Below are 18,380 nucleotides of genomic sequence, written 5' to 3'. Positions count from 1 at the left end.
CCGCCCCGCGGAAAGCGAGTGCCTGGAGCGGAAATCAACTCTTTCAAATACAACATAGTTTTAGCAAACTTACTTTTTTAACTTGAAAACGAGATCTTCATCAGGTGTTACATACAATGTCTGCTGATTATCATAAATAACAAATCCCGGTTTTGCTCCGCTAGGTTTCTTAACATGCTTCACAAGCGTGAAATCAACTGGTACTGAACTGGAGTTTTTTGCTTTGCTGTAAAATCCAGCTAAGACTGCAGCCTCTTTTATATCTGTTTCACTAGGTTCAGTTGAACGTATTAGCACATGCGATCCAGGGATGTCTTTTGTGTGAAGCCATGTTTCGTTTGCGCGAGATAGTTTGAATGTTAAGTAGTCGTTTTGTTTATTGTTCTTTCCGACTAATATTTCTGTTCCATCACTGGAGATGAATTTTTCAGGCTGTGGTGTTTGGTTTTGTTTTTTCTTTTGCTTGCTCTGACGATGTTTTAAATAACCGCCTTCACCAAGTTCTTCTCGTATTTCTTCAACATCTTTCATCGATGCAGAATCCATCTGAACGATGAGACGCTCAAAATAGAGAAGTTCGTTCTTGGATTTTTCGATCTGATCTTTTATGATAGATACCGATTTTTTAAGCTTTCCATATTTTTTAAAATAGCTCTGGGCATTTTCAGCTGGTGTTTTTAAAGGATCAAGTTCAATTTTAACTAGAGGCTGGTCTTTACTAAAGTAATCCTCAACTTCAATTGCTTTATCGCCTTTTTTAGCCATGTACATATATGCAGTGAGAAGTTCTCCTTTACGCTGATATTCTTCAGCATTGACGGTTTGTTCAAGTTCGCGTTCTAGTTTTCCGATCTTTTTGATAATCTTTTCATATTCATTAGAAAGATATTTCTCAAGGTCGTTCGCTTGTTGTTTTATTCGATCGCGGTCAGCTTTTCCATAAAAGAAACGGTCCAGCAGTTTACTGACGGTTTCAAACGGTCGAACTTCACCCTCAATATGGGTTAAAGAAATGACCGAAAAGTATTCTTTCTTCTCATTTGTTATCATCTGCGGTTCATAACGTTTTTCAGCCAATTGATTCATCACTGATAAAAAGGCGTCAGCTACTTGTTCTTTAATAGATAAGCCGGCACGTTCTAGTATTTCTTTTGCGATTAAAGGCGAGAGACCGCTGAATCCTGCAACAAGCTGTTTGTCCAATTTTCCTTCATTCCAAGATATCTTAGTAATAAATTCTTCTTTCTCAGAAACAGAAAAGGGGTCTATTTTTTCCTGTGCAGGAGGAAGTACATACGTAAAACCAGGCAAGATGGTTCTATGCCTGTTCTGGAAACTAGGAATATGTTTGATGCTGTCTATTATTTTCTCAGACATTTCATCAGTCAAAATAATGTTTGAGTGCCTTCCCATAATTTCCACATAAAGTACTTTTGTGGTCTCATCTCCAATTTCATCCCTGTTTTTTACGGTGATCTTTATTATTCGTTCCACATCAAGCTGTTCGATTTTTTCAATAAAAGCACCTTCTAGATGTTTTCTGAGCAGCATACAAAACATAGGTGGAGTGTCAGGATTTTCGTATTGGTGTTCTGTTAGATGTATCCGTGCAAATGATGGATTTGCGGATATCAATAGTTTATGATTTTTCCCGTTTGAACGAATGGTAAATACAAGATCTGTTTTATGCGGCTGATAAACTTTTGAAATTCTTCCGGATGTTAAAGTCTCCTGAAGTTCAGCAGTTACAGCACGTGTCATTATTCCATCAAAACTCATGATAAGTTCACCTCTTATTTCTGATTCATAGTATAGCATTTTTGCGGACATGCCTGCATATAAATGGCTTTAACTAATCTTATTAGAGGTGGAAGCTATGAATTGGTACCAGCTGCCGCAAGACGAAATTGAATCAATACTCAACAGCAGGTTAGATGAAGGTCTAACGAAGAATGAGCAAGAAAAGCGATTGAAGCTTGATGGACCCAATCAGCTAGAAGAAGGTAAAAAGCAATCAGCTATCCTGATGTTCCTTGCACAGTTTAAGGATTTTATGGTGCTCGTGCTTTTGGCAGCAACATTGCTTTCTGGTTTTTTAGGCGAGTATCTGGATGCGATTGCTATAATCTTAATCGTTGTGATGAACGGAATTCTAGGGTTTATTCAAGAAAGAAAAGCAGAGAAATCCCTTGCTTCTCTAAAAGAATTATCCGCTCCGACTGCACAAGTTTTAAGAGAAGGTAAATGGGTTTCGATCGCAGCAAAAGATGTGGTTGCAGGTGATGTAGTTAAAATTAAAAGTGGAGACAGAGTTGGGGCAGACATTCGCTTGCTCAAAACATCAGGCCTTCAAATTGAAGAGTCTGCTTTAACGGGTGAATCCGTTCCTGCCCAAAAGCATAACAATATTTTAACTGCAGACGAGCTTACACTTGGAGACCAGGATAACATGGCATTTATGGGAACCATGGTAACTCGCGGAACCGGACAAGGAATCGTAGTAGCAACTGGCATGAAGACTGAGATGGGGAAGATCGCGCACCTAATACAATCGGCTGAGAACTTGGCAACTCCCCTTCAGATGAAACTTGAACAGCTCGGGAAAATATTGATAGCTTTAGCATTGCTGTTAACAGTCCTAGTTGTAATAGCTGGGGTTTTGCAGGGGCACGATCTATACAGCATGATTCTAGCAGGGGTTTCACTAGCTGTAGCAGCTATTCCTGAAGGGCTGCCTGCTATTGTTACGATTGCTCTCGCGCTAGGTGTGCAAAAGATGATCCGTAAACGAGCGATTGTACGTAAGCTTCCTTCAGTTGAAACACTTGGATGTGCTACTGTGATCTGTTCAGACAAAACAGGAACACTTACACAAAATAAAATGACGGTAAGCCGTATCTGGTCACAAGGCAGAACCTGGTCCGTCACTGATGATGGTTTTGAAGTCGCAGGATCAGGAATTAATGAAGACGGTAAACGAGGAGATAAGCTGACGGAAGTTTTAGCTTATGCTGCTCTTTGTAATAACGCTACACTTGAAGAAGGAAAGAATGGTTCGTTTGTAGAGGTTGGTGATCCGACAGAGACGGCATTATTAGTAAGCGCCTATAAAGCTGGAATTACAAAAGAATCTTTAAGTGAACAGTTTACAATTCAGCATGAGTTTCCTTTTGATTCAACAAGAAAAATGATGAGTGTCATTGTTCAGGATACAGAAGGAAATCAGATGCTCGTTGTAAAAGGTGCTCCTGACGTATTAATGGAAAAAAGCGATTATATTGTGTGGGATGATAAGAAACAGTTAATCAAGCAAGCGCACAAAGAGCGAATTAAAGAAGCGATATACGCACTAGGAAGCCAAGCTCTGAGAACGATTGCTGTTGCTGTCCGTCCTCTAAAAGAGGGGGAATATTACGCACAAGCCTCCTTTGCAGAGAGAAGCCTGACTTTTATCGGACTTCAAGGAATGATGGATCCCCCTCGTCCAGAGGTAGAAGATAGTATTAGAGACTGTCAGACTGCGGGCATTAAAACCATTATGATCACAGGTGACCATGTAGTAACTGCAGCGAGCATCGCCAAAAAGCTGAACATGCTCCCTGAAGGCGGCCGAGTAATGGAAGGTGCAGAGTTAGCACAGCTTAATGATGAAGAACTGGACAAAGTTTCAGAGAATGTTTACGTATATGCACGAGTATCTCCTGAACATAAATTAAAAATCGTAAAGTCTCTGCAAAGAAAAGGCCATGTGGTTGCGATGACAGGGGACGGCGTGAATGACGCGCCTGCCATTAAGTCTGCTAATATCGGAATTGCTATGGGGATCACCGGAACAGATGTAGCGAAAGAAGCTTCTTCTCTTGTATTGGGAGATGATAACTTTGCAACCATTCGTTCGGCCATTGAAGAAGGAAGAAACATCTATGAAAATATCCGTAAGTTTATTCGATATCTATTGGCTTCCAATGTAGGAGAAATTCTTGTAATGCTTTTTGCGATGATCATGGGACTACCTCTCCCGCTCGTACCGATCCAAATTTTGTGGGTAAACCTCGTAACAGACGGACTCCCTGCAATGGCGTTGGGTGTGGATCAGGCGGAAGAAGACGTAATGAGACGAAAACCGCGGCAGGCAAAAGAAGGGGTTTTCTCAAGAGGCCTTGGATGGAAGATCGTTTCTCGTGGGTTTTTAATCGGTGCAGCAACCATCCTAGCATTCTGGGTAACGTTAAAAGAAAATCCAGATCAGCTGATCGTGGCACAGTCAGTGGCATTTGCTACACTAGTAATGGCACAATTAATTCATGTATTTGACTGCAGAAGTGAACGTTCGGTCTTCCACAGAAATCCTTTTCAAAACGGATATCTTGTTCTAGCAGTTATCTCATCTGTTTTATTGCTGCTTGTCGTAATGTATGTTCAGCCGTTACAAGAGATTTTCCACACTGTACCGCTTTCACTGAGACAATGGCTGCTTGTACTAGGCATGGCATCTATACCAACATTTGCATTAGCAGGTTTTCAGCTGTTTAAAAGAGAAATAAGATAAAAAGAGAGCTGGCTCACTATTTTTAGGAGCTAGCTTCGTTTGTTTTTATAAAAACAAGCAAATTCTGAAAAGAATTTGCTGATTTATACGCGGTCGGGAAGATTTATACGCGCTCGGGAAGATTTATACGCGGTCGGGAAGATTTATGCGCGGTCGGGAAGATTTATGCGCGGTCGGGAAGATTTATGCGCGGTCGGGAAGATTTATGCGCGGTCGGGAAGATTTATGCGCGCCCGGGGAGGTTTATGCGCGCTCGGGAAGATTTATGCGCGCTCAGGAAGATTTATGAACGGTTCTCAGGATTTACGAGCGCTTTTTAAAATATACGAGCGATTTTCTAATATTACGAGCGATTCATAAGCGTTACTGCGTTCAACGAAATATAGGGGCTTTCACGGACCACTCCACCAAAGAGTCCCTTACTAATTTTCACGATATTTCCTCAAAATAAGGGAAAATAGTTTAGATTCTCGATTTTGTGTGCTAAAATATAGGAACATGTGTACAGTTTTTCACAATATCGTGCAATTAGCGTATGACCCGTTATTCCATTTGGCTAGAATAGTAGCAGGTTAGGGGCGGTTAAAGATGAAATTAATTAATATTGGTTACGGAAATATTGTTGCTGCTCACCGGATTATTGCGGTAGTCAGTCCAGAATCTGCACCGATAAAACGATTAATCACGGTCGCAAGAGAGAAGAACATGCTGATTGATGCTACATATGGCCGCAGAACGAGAGCGGTCGTTGTGACCGACAGTGATCATGTGATTCTGTCGGCTGTACAGCCAGAAACTGTGGCTCACAGACTGATGTCAGTTGATGAGGGCTCAGAAGAAAGTTAGGTTGTGGAGGTTTATATGGAAAAAGAAAGAGGCATTCTGTTTGTGCTTTCCGGCCCTTCTGGTGTAGGAAAGGGTACTGTTTGTAAGGCGCTCCGAGAACAAAAGCTGGACATTCAATATTCAGTTTCAGCAACTACAAGGCAGCCGCGTGAAGGCGAACGACATGGGGTAGAATACTTCTTTAAATCAAAAGAAGAGTTTTTACGCATGATTGAAAATAAAGAATTGCTTGAGTGGGCAGAATATGTCGGCAACTACTATGGAACGCCGATCGAATATGTGAACCGCACACTTGATGAAGGCAAGGACGTTATTTTAGAGATTGAAGTTCAAGGTGCACTTCAAGTGAAAAATATTTTTCCAGAAGGTGTATTTATCTTCTTAACACCACCTAGTCTTGATGAACTAAGAAACCGTATTGTCGGACGGGGCACTGAAACCGAAGATTTGATAAACAATCGCATGTCAGTGGCCAAAGAAGAGATCGAGCTTATGAAGCACTATGACTATTCTGTAGTAAATGACGAGATTGATTCAGCTTGTAACCGTATTAAAGCGATCATTACAACAGAACATTGCCGTGTAGACAGAGTTCGTCCGAAATACCAAAAAATTTTAGGAGATGACCAATAATGCTATATCCATCCATCGATTCTCTTATGGAAAAGATAGACTCAAAATACTCTCTTGTAACACTTAGTTCAAAACGTGCGAGAGAAATTCAAAAGCATGGCAACCAGCAGATTGCTAAACCTGTATCACATAAGTTTGTTGGTAAAGCACTTGAAGAAATTCAATCTGGTATCTTAACAAAAGTTGGGGAAACACCTGCTGATTAATATATAGAGCCTGAAAAAATATACAACCTTGTCTAAAGGTTGTTATTTTTTTGTTCTGCTTTCAGAAAATGTACATTGCTAGCATGAGGTTGGTAGTATAAAAAAGCAACAACTAAGGCTGACGCGAAATGCGTGGCATCATCAACGTTTTCTTTATAAAAATCCATAAAGTTTTTTAATACATATAAATGCTGTAAAATAGATGTGAATTGTTAAGCAAATGAGCGGCGGAAGGGGTTTATTATGGAAAAGAAAAAAATATTGCTTGCTGTTTCAGGCGGAATCGCTGCCTATAAAGCAGCACCTGTGGCAAGTAAATTATATCAAAGCGGATATGATGTGAAGGTTATACTCACAGAGTCTGCTCAGAAATTCATTACACCGTTAACCTTTCAAACGCTGACAAGACAAGCCGTATATACAGATACGTTTGAGGAAAAAGAACCTGCAGTTGTTAGTCATATCGATATCGCAGATTGGGCAGATCTTGTACTGATAGCTCCTGCTACGGCAAACGTTATCGGGAAACTGGCAAACGGCATCGCGGACGATATGCTCTCAACTACATTACTTGCAACAAAAGCAGATGTGCTGATTGCACCTGCTATGAATGTAAATATGTTTAATCATCCAGCTGTTAAAAAGAACATGCAAACCCTTGCTGGGTTCGGGTGGAGATTTATAGAGCCGAATGAAGGGCTGCTTGCCTGCGGATGGATTGGCAAAGGAAGGCTTGCTGAACCAGAGGAACTCATAAATGCTGTTCATATGTATTTTAAAGAGAACAGAGAAGGTCAATCTCTTCCTCTTAAAGGAAAGAATGTCATGGTAACAGCCGGTCCGACAAGGGAGGAACTGGACCCAGTCCGTTATTTTACAAACCATTCCTCAGGTAAGATGGGTTATGCGATTGCTTCTGCAGCAAAAAAACTTGGAGCAGACGTAACATTAGTAACGGGTCCTACATCTCTTGAAGTACCATCAGGAGTACAAGTTGAAAGAGTCATTTCTGCAAAAGAAATGTTTGATAAAGCAATCAGTCTTTATGGAGAACAGGATATTGTCATTAAATGTGCAGCTGTAGCAGATTATACACCTGTTACAGTTCATTCAAATAAGTTCAAGAAAAAGAATGATACGTGGACGATTGAACTTAAGAAAACAGATGATATTTTAAAAGAGCTCGGTGAGAGAAAAGAACATCAAATTCTTGTTGGATTCGCCGCCGAAACTGAAAATCTTGAAGACTATGCAAAAGATAAATTAGTAAGAAAGAATTTGGATATGGTAGTTGGAAACGATGTATCAAAAGAAGGATCAGGGTTTGGGAGTGATACAAACGAGATTGTTATGATTAAAAAAGATGGTTCCATTCGTCCGCTTCCAATTCTTTCAAAAGAACAAGCAGCGAATGAAATACTAGAAGAAGTGATGGAACTGATGAAACGATGATCGCGGCAGTCGTTGTTGATGTCCCTTCAGGAAGTGTCAATAAGACGTTTGATTATAAGGTTCCTCATGAGTTGGAGAATTGGGCAGAGCCGGGTATGCGTGTTATCGTTCCATTTGGACCAAGAAAACTGCAAGGATTTATTTTAGCTCTTAAGGAATCGTCTTCTGTAAAAGGTACAAAAAACATCACAGAAATACTTGATCCTCTTCCTGTCCTTACACCGGAACTAATAGATCTAGGTCAATGGCTGGCAGAAAACACACTAAGTTTTTATATCACTGCTTATCAGGCGATGCTTCCTGCAGCAATGAAAGCGACGTATGAAAAATTTTTCACAGTCCTTAAGCCTGAAATTTTATCTAGTGAAGTGTCTGTTCTTTTCTCGGCAAGTGGAGAACTTAGTTTAAACGAAGTAACAAAAAATCACTCTCATCTGCTTAAGGAACTTCAGGAACTGACAAAAACAGGTGTCTTGGATGTTGTCTATAAAGTAAAAGATAAAGCTAATAAAAAGAAAGTTAAATTTGTTTCACTGACAGACAAAACGAAAGCCGAAGAGCTCCTGAAACAGAATGGGAGAAGAGCCGAAAAACAAAGAGCTGTAATTTCAGAGCTTTTAAGCAGACCGCCAGGCGAATACTCCCTGCAGGAAATTCTTCATGAGACAGGTGCTTCTTTATCTTCCGTTCAGTCGCTTTGTAAAAAGGGCGCTGTTTATATGGAAGAAAAGGAAGTATATAGAGACCCTTTCCAAGGGAGAAACATAAAACAGACACAGCCGCTTCCTTTAACGGAAAACCAGCAAAACGCTATCACTCCGATTTTAGATTCTATCGAAAACAATGAACATCAAACCATACTTGTTCATGGAGTTACAGGTAGCGGAAAGACAGAGATCTACCTTCAATCTATTCAGTCTGTTTTAGATAAAGGGAAGGAAGCAATCGTTTTAGTTCCTGAGATCTCGCTCACTCCTCAGATGGTCAACAGATTTAAAGGGCGTTTTGGAAGTTCTGTTGCAGTATTGCACAGTGCTTTGTCTATCGGAGAGAAATACGATGAATGGAGAAAGATTCTTCGAAAAGAAGTTTCTGTAGTTGTTGGCGCTCGTTCTGCTGTTTTCGCTCCTTTTGAAAATTTAGGGATCGTCATCATAGACGAAGAACATGAATCAAGCTATAAGCAAGAAGATCATCCGCGATATCATGCTAGAGATGTAGCGATATGGAGAGGAAAGTATCATTCTTGTCCGATTGTACTTGGGAGTGCAACACCGGCTTTGGAAACTTATGCTAGAGCCCAAAAAGGGCGGTACAAACTTGCTGAACTAAGCTCCCGTGTTCATTCAAATCCGATGCCAGAAGTGACCATTGTGGACATGAGGGATGAGTTGAAGAACGGAAACCGCTCGATGTTTTCTAATGAATTAATGGAAAAACTAAAAGCGGGAATTGAAAAAGGAGAGCAATCTGTTCTTTTTCTTAACCGGCGCGGTTATGCCTCATTCATTTTGTGCAGAGATTGCGGATATGTAGCACAATGTCCGCATTGCGATATTTCTTTAACCTATCATAAAAGATACGGTGAATTAAAATGCCACTATTGCGGCTATAAAGAGATTACCCCTTCAGCATGTCCTTCGTGTTCCTCAGAGCACATTCGTTTTTTTGGAACAGGTACACAAAAGGTGGAAGAAGAGCTTGCTAAAGTTTTGCCTGAAGCTAGAGTGATCAGGATGGACGTAGATACAACTTCAAAAAAAGGAAGCCATGAAAAACTGCTAACTTCTTTTGGGAATGGTGAAGCAGATATTTTGCTTGGCACACAGATGATCGCAAAAGGACTTGATTTCCCAAAAGTAACATTAGTAGGCGTTTTGGCTGCTGATACGATGCTGCATCTACCTGATTTCAGAGCGTCAGAAAAAACATTTCAGCTGCTAACACAAGTGAGTGGCCGTGCAGGGAGGCATGAGCTGGAAGGGAAAGTTATTGTTCAAGGATATGACATAGAACATTACAGTATCCAGTTAGCTTCACAGCATGACTATCTCAGTTTTTATAATCATGAAATGAAAACAAGAAAACTGCATCAATATCCGCCGTTTTATTATTTGGGCCTTCTAACCTTCAGTCATTTGGAATTGATGCAGGTTGTTGAAGCAAGCGAAAAGGCAGCAAGCTTTCTATCAAAAAGACTGTCATCTGAAAGTCTCATGCTTGGTCCTGTTACATCACCGATAGCGCGTGTGAAGGATAGATATCGCTACCAGGTAATGATAAAATACAAAAATGAACCAGAGCTGAGAAGCTGGTTTGAAGAAATAATAGCTCATTTTCAAAAAGATAAAAGTATTAAAGATCTGCAGATTACTGGAGAGTTAAATGCCCAGACACTCATGTAGCAGTTAGGAGAATACGATGACAATTCTAAAGATTGTAGAACACCCAGATCCAGTTTTAGAAACAGAATGTAAACCGGTAACAGTGTTTGATAAAAAACTAAAAAAACTTGTAAACGATATGTTTGATACGATGTACGATGCAGAAGGAGTAGGGCTTGCAGCCCCTCAGATCGGGATTGCTAAACAGATTGCAGTTGTAGATGTTGGTGATGAAAAGGGGCAGATCGTGTTGATCAATCCGGTAGTAAAAGCATCATCCGGAAGCCAGACGGGACCAGAAGGCTGCTTGAGCTTCCCGGGTCTTTTCGGTGAAGTAGAACGCCCTTTTGATGTAACGGTAAAAGCACAAGATGAGAACGGAAAAGAATTTACTATAAAAGCAAACGATTTTCTTGCCAGGGCACTTCTCCATGAGATTGATCATCTGCACGGTATTTTGTTTACATCTAAAGTTATCGCATATTACGAAAACGAGGAAATGGAGAGATAGGATAACATGAAGATATTATTTATGGGAACACCTGACTTTTCCGTACCCGTACTTCGTCAGTTAGTGGAAGATGGCTATGACGTTATTGGCGTTGTTACACAGCCGGACAAGCCAGTAGGCAGAAAAAAAGAAATTAAGCAGACACCTGTTAAAGAAGAAGCGATCAAACATGGCATTCCAGTGTATCAACCCGTAAAGCTGCGTGAAAGCTATGAAGAGATTCTGGCTCTTCAACCTGATCTGATTGTTACGGCCGCTTATGGACAGATTCTGCCTAATGCAATTTTAGAAACACCTCAACATGGCTGCATCAATGTCCATGCCTCATTGCTACCGAAATACAGAGGCGGAGCGCCGATCCATAAAAGTATAATCGACGGAAATGATAAAACTGGCATCACGATTATGTACATGGTTGAAAAATTAGACGCAGGTGATATACTTACCCAAGTTGAAGTACCGATCGAAGAAAATGACCATGTAGGTTCCATGCATGACAAATTAAGTGCTGCTGGTGCAAAATTGTTATCAGAAACCATACCTTTGCTTGTTGAAGGGAAAATTACCCCAGTCCCTCAAAAGGAAGATGAAGTAACTTTTGCCTGGAACATAACTCGAGAACAGGAGAAGATCGATTGGACCCGCTCAGGGGATGAGATCTATAACCATATTCGCGGTCTCCATCCGTGGCCTGTTGCTTATACGTTATTAAACGGTCAGCCTCTTAAAGTTTGGTGGGCAGAAAAGCAAAAAACGAATGCATCTACAGAACCTGGTACTGTTATCGGCATACATGAAAATGGACTTCAAGTTGCCGCAGGAGACCAAACAAGCATTATAATTACAGACTTACAGCTTTCTGGGAAAAAGAGAATGCTTGCAAGTGATTATCTTAAAGGAGCAAGCATACCACAAGGCTTGAAATTAGGTGAATAAAGTTGGAAAACAACATACGGGCAATCGCCCTGGACGTTTTAATCAAAATAGAACAAAATCAGGCTTACTCAAATTTACAGCTGAATCAGGCGCTTCAAAAAGCAAATGTAAAAGATATTGATAAAGGTCTTTTAACGAGCATCGTTTATGGTACGATTCAGCGTAAAAACACGATCGATTTTTATTTGGATCAACTGCTGAATAAACCAATTAAGAAAAAAGACCGCTGGGTTCTATCATTGCTCAGATTGTCTATTTTTCAGATGCTTTACATGGACCGTGTTCCTGATCATGCAATCATCCATGAAGCAGCAGAAATCGCTAAACAAAGAGGACATCAAGGTCTAGCAGGTCTTGTAAACGGTATTCTGCGCAAATTACAGCGTGAGGGAACAGCTGAGATGGATAAAAAAGCAGGTGCCGGTTCAGAAAAATCGGCTTTAACTTACAGCATGCCACAGTGGCTTTTTGAACGCTGGAGCTCTCAGTTCGGAAATGAAGATGCAGAAAAAATGGCAGAATCAAACCTTTTGCCGTCACCGGTTACAGCGAGGGTAAATACGATGCTGACAACAAGAGACGAAGTTCTTCAGAAGCTGAAAGAAGAAGGAGTTTCTGCAGAAGAAGGAGAATTGTCTCCTGAGGGTATCATAATAAAAGACGGCTATCTTCCCGGAACAGAAGTATATGATAAAGGATTTGTTACGATTCAGGATGAAAGCTCTATGCTTGTTGCAAGAGTTGTCGCTCCTTTACCTGGAGAAACCATTCTCGATGCATGTGCTGCTCCAGGCGGCAAATCAACCCATATGTCAGAAATGATGAATGGAAATGGGAAAGTTGTTTCTCTGGACCTTCATGCCCATAAGATTAAATTGATTAATAAACAAGCAGAAAGACTGGGACTTAAGAATATCGAGGCTTCAGTTTTGGATGCTAGAAATGCTGGAGAAAAATTTGATGCTGCATCTTTTGACAGAGTTCTTGTTGATGCCCCCTGCAGCGGTTTTGGGGTAATACGCAAGAAACCGGATCTTAAATGGTCTAAAACAGAAGAAGATGTACTAAAGCTTGCTTCTATTCAAAAGGATATATTGGAATCTGCCTCTCAAATGGTGAAAGCTGGAGGCACCCTTGTCTACAGCACTTGTACTGTAGATCAGGAAGAAAACAGTGAAATAGCAGAATGGTTCCTGCAAAATCACCCGGAATTTGAATGGGATTCTGATTTTTCCGAAAAGATGCCAGAAAATGTGAAAACCTTTATAATAGAAGGACGATCAGATCTGCAAATTATGCCTCATTATTTTAATAGTGACGGCTTTTACATTGCGGCTTTCAGAAAAAAGACAACAGGTGGTGAGAAACATGCTTAAACCGTTAACAGATAAACAGACAAAGCCTAATATTAAACCTTCTATATTCTCATTGGAGCTTCATGAACTTGAAGCTTGGCTGACGGATATTAGAGAGCCTAAATTCAGAGGCAAACAAATCTTTGAATGGCTGTATAAAAAACGTGTGTCTTCTTTTGAGGAGATGACAAACCTTCCAACAGGTTTACGTGAGAAGCTGGAAAAAGATTTTTATATCAAACCATTAAAAGAAGTGGTACGCCAGGAATCAGCCGATGGCACGATCAAATTCTTATTTGAACTGCAAGATGGCTATTCAATCGAGACTGTACTTATGAGACATGAGTATGGAAACAGTATTTGTGTAACAACACAAGTTGGGTGCCGACTTGGCTGTACCTTCTGTGCGTCTACTTTGGGTGGATTGAAGCGCAATCTGCAAGCAGGTGAAATTGTTGCCCAGGTTCTTCAGGTTCAAAGAGCTCTAGATGTAACAGAAGAAAGAGTAAGTTCTGTTGTTGTCATGGGAATTGGAGAACCGTTTGATAATTATGAAGGACTTATGTCATTCCTTAAGATTATCAACCATGATCTTGGCCTTAATATAGGAGCGCGCCATATCACGATTTCAACAAGCGGTGTGGTTCCTTATATTTATAAATTTGCTGATGAAGGAATGCAGATTAATTTTGCCATCTCTCTTCATGCGCCGAACACAGAAACAAGAAGCCGCTTAATGCCAGTAAACAGAATGTATCCTTTAAACGAATTAATGGATTCTATTCGTTATTACATTAAGAAGACCGGCAGACGCGTAACATTTGAATATGGGTTATTTGGAAAAGTTAACGATACAGTGGAACACGCAAATGAGCTTGCAGATCTTATTAAAGATATCAAGTGCCATGTTAACTTGATTCCCGTTAACTATGTACCAGAAAGAGATTATGTAAGAACACCGAAAACACAAATATTTAAGTTCTTAGAGACGTTAACCTCAAGAGGCATTAATGCCACCATCAGAAGAGAACAAGGACATGACATTGACGCAGCATGCGGTCAGCTGCGTGCGAAGGAACGTAAAGAAGAGACGAGGTGACGGGGATATGCAAATTGCCTTTCAAACGGATGTTGGAATGGTAAGGAAGCATAATGAAGACAGCGGGGAAGTGTTCACAAAGGGTGAGCACTTTCTTGCAGTTATTGCTGATGGTATGGGCGGTCATAAGGCGGGGGATATCGCAAGTCAGGAAGCCCTTAAAGTGATTAAAGAAGCTTGGGTTCATTTTGAAGAAAACGTAGGAAATATAAAAGATTGGATTCAAAATGTACTGAGCGATACAAATAAACACATTTTTCAATTTTCTCAAGTTAACCCTGAGACTAGAGGCATGGGTACAACGATTGTAGCTGCCTTGGGAACGAAGAGTGAGATTACAGTTGCTCACATTGGTGACAGCAGATGTTATTTGTATTCAAAAGGTGAATTAAAAAGGGTTACAGACGATCATTCTCTTGTTCAAGAGCTCGTAAAATCAGGTCAGATCACAGAAGATGAAGCTGAAATTCACCCAAGACGAAACATGATTATGAAAGCTGTTGGAACCGATGAAACCGTTGAGGCAGAATTAAATGTGATCACTTGGAACTCTGGTGATTATCTCTTGCTTTGTTCAGATGGATTATCAGACAAAGTTTCTTTTAAAAAAATTAAAGAAGCATTGGATAACTCAATGGAAACCGTTGTCGAAAAGGTTGAAAAACTAATAACCTGGGCAAAAGATGCGGGTGGAGAAGATAACATAACTGCTATCCTTATTCAAAATAGTTCTGACACAGAAACAAAAGGGGAAGCAAAAGCATGATTGGAAAAAGAGTCAGTGGCCGCTACAAACTTTTAGAAGTAATTGGTGACGGCGGAATGGCCATCGTTTATCGAGCAAAAGATTTAATTCTCGATCGGGATGTTGCTGTAAAAGTTCTTCGTTCAGAGTTTAATAAGGATGAAGATTTTATTAGACGTTTTAAAAGGGAAGCAGAATCAGCTACAAGTCTGGACCATCCGAACATTGTGAGTATATATGATGTCGGAGAAGACGAAGAGATCTATTTTATTGTTATGGAGTACGTGCAAGGAAAGACACTTAAACAATACATAAAAGAACATGGGAAAATATCTGTAGAAGAATCCTTGCACATTATGAAGCAAATTGTTTCAGGTATGGCAGTTGCCCATGATCATGGAATTATTCATCGTGATATTAAACCGCACAATATCTTAATTACTGAAAATGGAACAGCGAAACTTACTGATTTCGGGATTGCGCTGGCTATTACTTCTGCAACCATTACACATACTAATTCAATATTGGGTTCTGTTCATTATTTTTCTCCTGAACAAGCTCGCGGTGGAATTGCCAATGCAAAGTCTGATATTTATTCGTTCGGAGCAGTTTTATATGAAATGGTTACAGGCAGAGTACCGTTTGTTGGTGAATCTCCGGTTTCGGTTGCGTTAAAACACCTGCAGGAAAATGTGATAGAGCCACGCAGGCTTAATCCTGAGATTCCTCAAAGTGTTGAGAACATCATTTTAAAAGCATTGGCAAAAAATCCTCTAAAAAGGTATAACAGTGCACAAGAGCTATTAATTGATATGAACTCTGCACTTTTGCCGGAACGAATGTATGTGCAAAAATGGAATGAGGACAGCGATGAGGATGAAAAAACTAAATTCATCCCACCAGTAGTTCCACCTCCTGTTGAAGAAAAACCAGTTATCAATGAAGAAGTGAAAACGCCACAAAAGAAGAAAAAGAAATGGTGGCTGATTCTTTTGATTACCTTTCTTTTACTAGGCGGAGCGGCAATCGCTGCATTTACCATATGGTCATCTGTATTTTCTGTACAAGAAGTCAATGTTCCAGATGTAGTTGGAGACGATTATGAGGATGCATTTGATCAATTAAAAGCAAAAAATCTGGATGTAAAGCGCGAAGAAATTTTTGATCCTGAAGTTGAAGACGGCCATGTAATCCGGCAGAATCCTTCTGGTGGAACGGTTGTAAAAGAACATGCAGTTATTACACTTCATGTTTCAAAAGGTCCGGAAAAGGAAGATATGCCTGATGTAGAAGGCTACAACATCGAATCAGCACAGGCACTTTTAAAAGATAAAGGATTTACGGATATTGATATCAATTATGAGGAATCTGATTCAGAGCCAGAAGGGACGGTGCTTACTCAAAGTCCTGACAGAGATGAGAAGGTAACTCCTGCTGAGACTACCGTTACTTTAACAGTCAGTTCGGGTACACCGACGGTACAAATTTCGAATTTAATCGGATTAACTCAGCAGGTTGTTCAAACATTTGCAGATAATGAGGGATTGATAGCTGAATTTACATCTGAGTATTCGGATACAGTAGAAAAAGGAAAAGTTATTTCTCAAGACCCAGCTCCTTTTACACAAGTTGAAAAGGGAGCAACGATTACTGTAGTTCTATCCGATGGCCCTGATCCAAATAAAGAAGAAGAGCCAGCTGAATCTGATGAAACTTCAGGAGACCGAACCACCACGGAAAAGATCGAAGTTAAGCTAGGCAAAAAAGAGAAAAAAGAGCCTGCCCGAGTAAGAATTGTTTATTCAGACAAAAATGCAGCAAATGAAGTTTTTGTGGAAGAAGAAATAACAGAATCAAAGGAGTATACTCTTCCTTTAACTATTGCTGAAGGCGGCACAGCTTCTTATGTTGTTTATATAAATGAAAAAGAAGCAAAGAAAGAAACAATAAATTATGATGATATTCAGGAAGGGGACGATGGTGATTAAGCATGCCTGAAGGAAGAATCGTTAAAGCGCTGGCTGGTTTTTATTACGTAAAGGAACAAGGCAAGACTGAAGTTTTCCAATGCAGGGGAAGAGGAAACTTTCGAAAGAAGAAAGTGAACCCGCTTGTTGGTGACTGGGTAGAATATGAATCCAGCAATGTTACGGATGGCTATATTCTTGATGTGAAAGAAAGAAAAAATGAATTAGTCCGTCCGCCCATCGCAAACGTAGACCAGGCAATACTCGTTTTTTCGGCAACCGAACCTGATTTTAGCACGCTTCTCTTAGACAGGTTTCTAGTTCATATAGAGGCAAATGATATTTTGCCTGTAATCTGTATTTCGAAGATGGATCTCGTCCAGGGTACTGATGACCTGGACGAGATAAACAAATATATTGAAACATATAAAAAATTAGGCTACGATGTGTTTCCGACTTCTACAAAAACAGACGACAGTCTGGAGATGTTCTACCCGCTTTTTAAAGATAAAGTAACGGTATTTGCGGGGCAATCAGGTGTCGGAAAATCGTCGTTATTAAATGCTATTAATCCAGAGCTTATGCTTGAAACGAACGAGATATCAAGTCACTTAGGACGGGGGAAACATACAACTCGCCATGTTGAGCTTATCTTGTTTGGCAACGGTCTTGTCGCTGATACACCCGGTTTCAGTTCCTTGGATTTCATGAACATTGAGGCTGAAGACTTGTCTATGTATTTTCCAGAGATGAATGAGAGGCGCGGAAATTGTAAGTTCCGCGTGTGTTCACATACTTCAGAACCTAAATGTGCTGTCAAACAGGGTGTCGAAGAAGGCGCAATTCCACAATTTCGATATGACCACTACGTGAGCTTTTTACAGGAAATAAAAGATCAAAAACGGAGGTACTAAATGGTTAAAATAGCTCCTTCCATTTTATCAGCTGACTTTTCAAAGTTAGGCGAAGAAATAAAAGCGGTTGAGATGGCCGGTGCCGATTACATCCATGTAGATGTTATGGACGGACATTTTGTACCGAATATTACGATGGGTCCTCTCGTTCTTAAAGCAATACGTCCATTGACTGAACTGCCGCTGGACGTTCATTTAATGATAGAGAATCCCGATTCATATATTGAAGAATTTGCTGATGCAGGAGCAGATATTATTACTGTTCATGTTGAAGCGGCAACTCACCTTCACAGAACGATACAACTGATTAAAGCTAAAGGTGTTAAAGCAGGTGTTGTATTAAACCCAGCTACACCAGTTGATTTAATAAAACATATCATTCATGATATCGATATGGTATTGCTTATGACCGTTAATCCTGGATTTGGCGGACAGTCATTTATCCAAAATGTTGTCCCTAAGATCAAAGAAGTTTCTGAACTAGTACAGACTCATGGGCTTAATGTAGAAATTGAGGTGGATGGCGGTGTTAATGCAGAAACTGCGCCATTATGCATTGAAGCTGGTGCCAACGTTTTAGTAGCCGGATCTGCCATATATGGGAAAAAAGATTTAAAAGATGCAATAAGCGTCATACGTGGTGTATAATTAAAGTGTTAATAAAATAAGTAACCACAGGGGGAGTCCTATTAATGGGCTGAGAGGGGAGTGTTCTCCCGACCCTTTGAACCTGAAGCTGGATAATGCCTGCGTAGGGATGTGGAGTCGTATGACTTTTTGCAT

At 40.3% G+C, this 18,380-nt stretch carries 15 protein-coding genes and 1 riboswitch; of the genes, 14 read left to right on the top strand and 1 reads right to left on the bottom strand.

Features of this window, described 5'->3' with window-relative positions; genetic code table 11:
- Positions 1-69 precede the first annotated feature (69 nt).
- Positions 70-1,779: an Rqc2 family fibronectin-binding protein gene (locus UN64_RS07680; protein WP_077361395.1), complete on the bottom strand. Its 1,710-nt coding sequence runs from the start codon at positions 1,777-1,779 to the stop codon at positions 70-72.
- Between the two features lie 97 nt (positions 1,780-1,876).
- On the opposite strand from UN64_RS07680, the gene UN64_RS07675 reads away from it, so the two are divergent.
- The 14 genes from UN64_RS07675 (at position 1,877) to rpe (ending at position 18,245) form a co-directional block, all read left to right on the top strand.
- The gene (locus tag UN64_RS07675; protein WP_077361393.1) at positions 1,877-4,549 is read left to right on the top strand and encodes a calcium-translocating P-type ATPase, SERCA-type; all 2,673 of its coding nucleotides are present in this window, start codon (positions 1,877-1,879) and stop codon (positions 4,547-4,549) included.
- Positions 4,550-5,137: 588 nt separating this feature from the next.
- Complete coding sequence (gene remA, locus UN64_RS07670; RefSeq protein WP_066240628.1) at positions 5,138-5,395, top strand: extracellular matrix/biofilm regulator RemA; 258 nt, start codon at positions 5,138-5,140, stop codon at positions 5,393-5,395.
- Between the two features lie 15 nt (positions 5,396-5,410).
- Entirely contained in the window at positions 5,411-6,028 is a 618-nt protein-coding gene (gene gmk / locus UN64_RS07665) for a guanylate kinase (protein WP_077361391.1), read from the top strand.
- Entirely contained in the window at positions 6,028-6,234 is a 207-nt protein-coding gene (gene rpoZ / locus UN64_RS07660) for a DNA-directed RNA polymerase subunit omega (RefSeq protein ID WP_077361389.1), read from the top strand. The genes gmk and rpoZ overlap by 1 nt, the downstream gene beginning before the upstream one ends.
- 240 nt (positions 6,235-6,474) lie before the next feature.
- Entirely contained in the window at positions 6,475-7,686 is a 1,212-nt protein-coding gene (coaBC, locus tag UN64_RS07655) for a bifunctional phosphopantothenoylcysteine decarboxylase/phosphopantothenate--cysteine ligase CoaBC (protein ID WP_077361387.1), read from the top strand.
- On the top strand, positions 7,683-10,091 hold the full coding sequence (priA, locus tag UN64_RS07650; RefSeq protein WP_077361385.1) for a primosomal protein N': 2,409 nt from the start codon (positions 7,683-7,685) through the stop codon (positions 10,089-10,091). The genes coaBC and priA overlap by 4 nt, the downstream gene beginning before the upstream one ends.
- A 16-nt stretch (positions 10,092-10,107) precedes the next feature.
- The gene (def, locus tag UN64_RS07645; RefSeq protein WP_077361383.1) at positions 10,108-10,581 is read left to right on the top strand and encodes a peptide deformylase; all 474 of its coding nucleotides are present in this window, start codon (positions 10,108-10,110) and stop codon (positions 10,579-10,581) included.
- A gap of 6 nt (positions 10,582-10,587) precedes the next feature.
- Complete coding sequence (gene fmt / locus UN64_RS07640; protein ID WP_077361381.1) at positions 10,588-11,517, top strand: methionyl-tRNA formyltransferase; 930 nt, start codon at positions 10,588-10,590, stop codon at positions 11,515-11,517.
- A 2-nt stretch (positions 11,518-11,519) separates the two neighbouring features.
- The gene (gene rsmB / locus UN64_RS07635; protein ID WP_077361379.1) at positions 11,520-12,893 is read left to right on the top strand and encodes a 16S rRNA (cytosine(967)-C(5))-methyltransferase RsmB; all 1,374 of its coding nucleotides are present in this window, start codon (positions 11,520-11,522) and stop codon (positions 12,891-12,893) included.
- Positions 12,886-13,971 (top strand): dual-specificity RNA methyltransferase RlmN, encoded by a 1,086-nt coding sequence (gene rlmN, locus UN64_RS07630; protein ID WP_077361377.1) that lies wholly within the window; start codon positions 12,886-12,888, stop codon positions 13,969-13,971. Before rsmB ends, rlmN begins: the two co-directional genes overlap by 8 nt.
- A gap of 7 nt (positions 13,972-13,978) precedes the next feature.
- Positions 13,979-14,737, top strand: coding sequence for a Stp1/IreP family PP2C-type Ser/Thr phosphatase (locus UN64_RS07625; protein WP_171978825.1), 759 nt, complete (start codon positions 13,979-13,981; stop codon positions 14,735-14,737).
- Positions 14,734-16,704 carry a Stk1 family PASTA domain-containing Ser/Thr kinase gene (pknB, locus tag UN64_RS07620; RefSeq protein WP_077361373.1) on the top strand — a complete coding sequence of 657 codons (1,971 nt, stop codon included), beginning with the start codon at positions 14,734-14,736 and terminating at the stop codon, positions 16,702-16,704. The genes UN64_RS07625 and pknB overlap by 4 nt, the downstream gene beginning before the upstream one ends.
- A gap of 2 nt (positions 16,705-16,706) precedes the next feature.
- Positions 16,707-17,597 (top strand): ribosome small subunit-dependent GTPase A, encoded by an 891-nt coding sequence (gene rsgA, locus UN64_RS07615; protein WP_077361371.1) that lies wholly within the window; start codon positions 16,707-16,709, stop codon positions 17,595-17,597.
- Entirely contained in the window at positions 17,598-18,245 is a 648-nt protein-coding gene (gene rpe, locus UN64_RS07610; RefSeq protein WP_077361369.1) for a ribulose-phosphate 3-epimerase, read from the top strand.
- Positions 18,246-18,264: 19 nt separating this feature from the next.
- A riboswitch (TPP riboswitch) is annotated at positions 18,265-18,372 on the top strand.
- The last annotated feature ends 8 nt before the right edge of the window (positions 18,373-18,380 follow it).

The organism is Fictibacillus arsenicus, from assembly GCF_001999465.1.
GTDB lineage: Bacteria > Bacillota > Bacilli > Bacillales > Fictibacillaceae > Fictibacillus > Fictibacillus arsenicus.
This window is presented reverse-complemented; position numbering and strand designations above follow the sequence as displayed.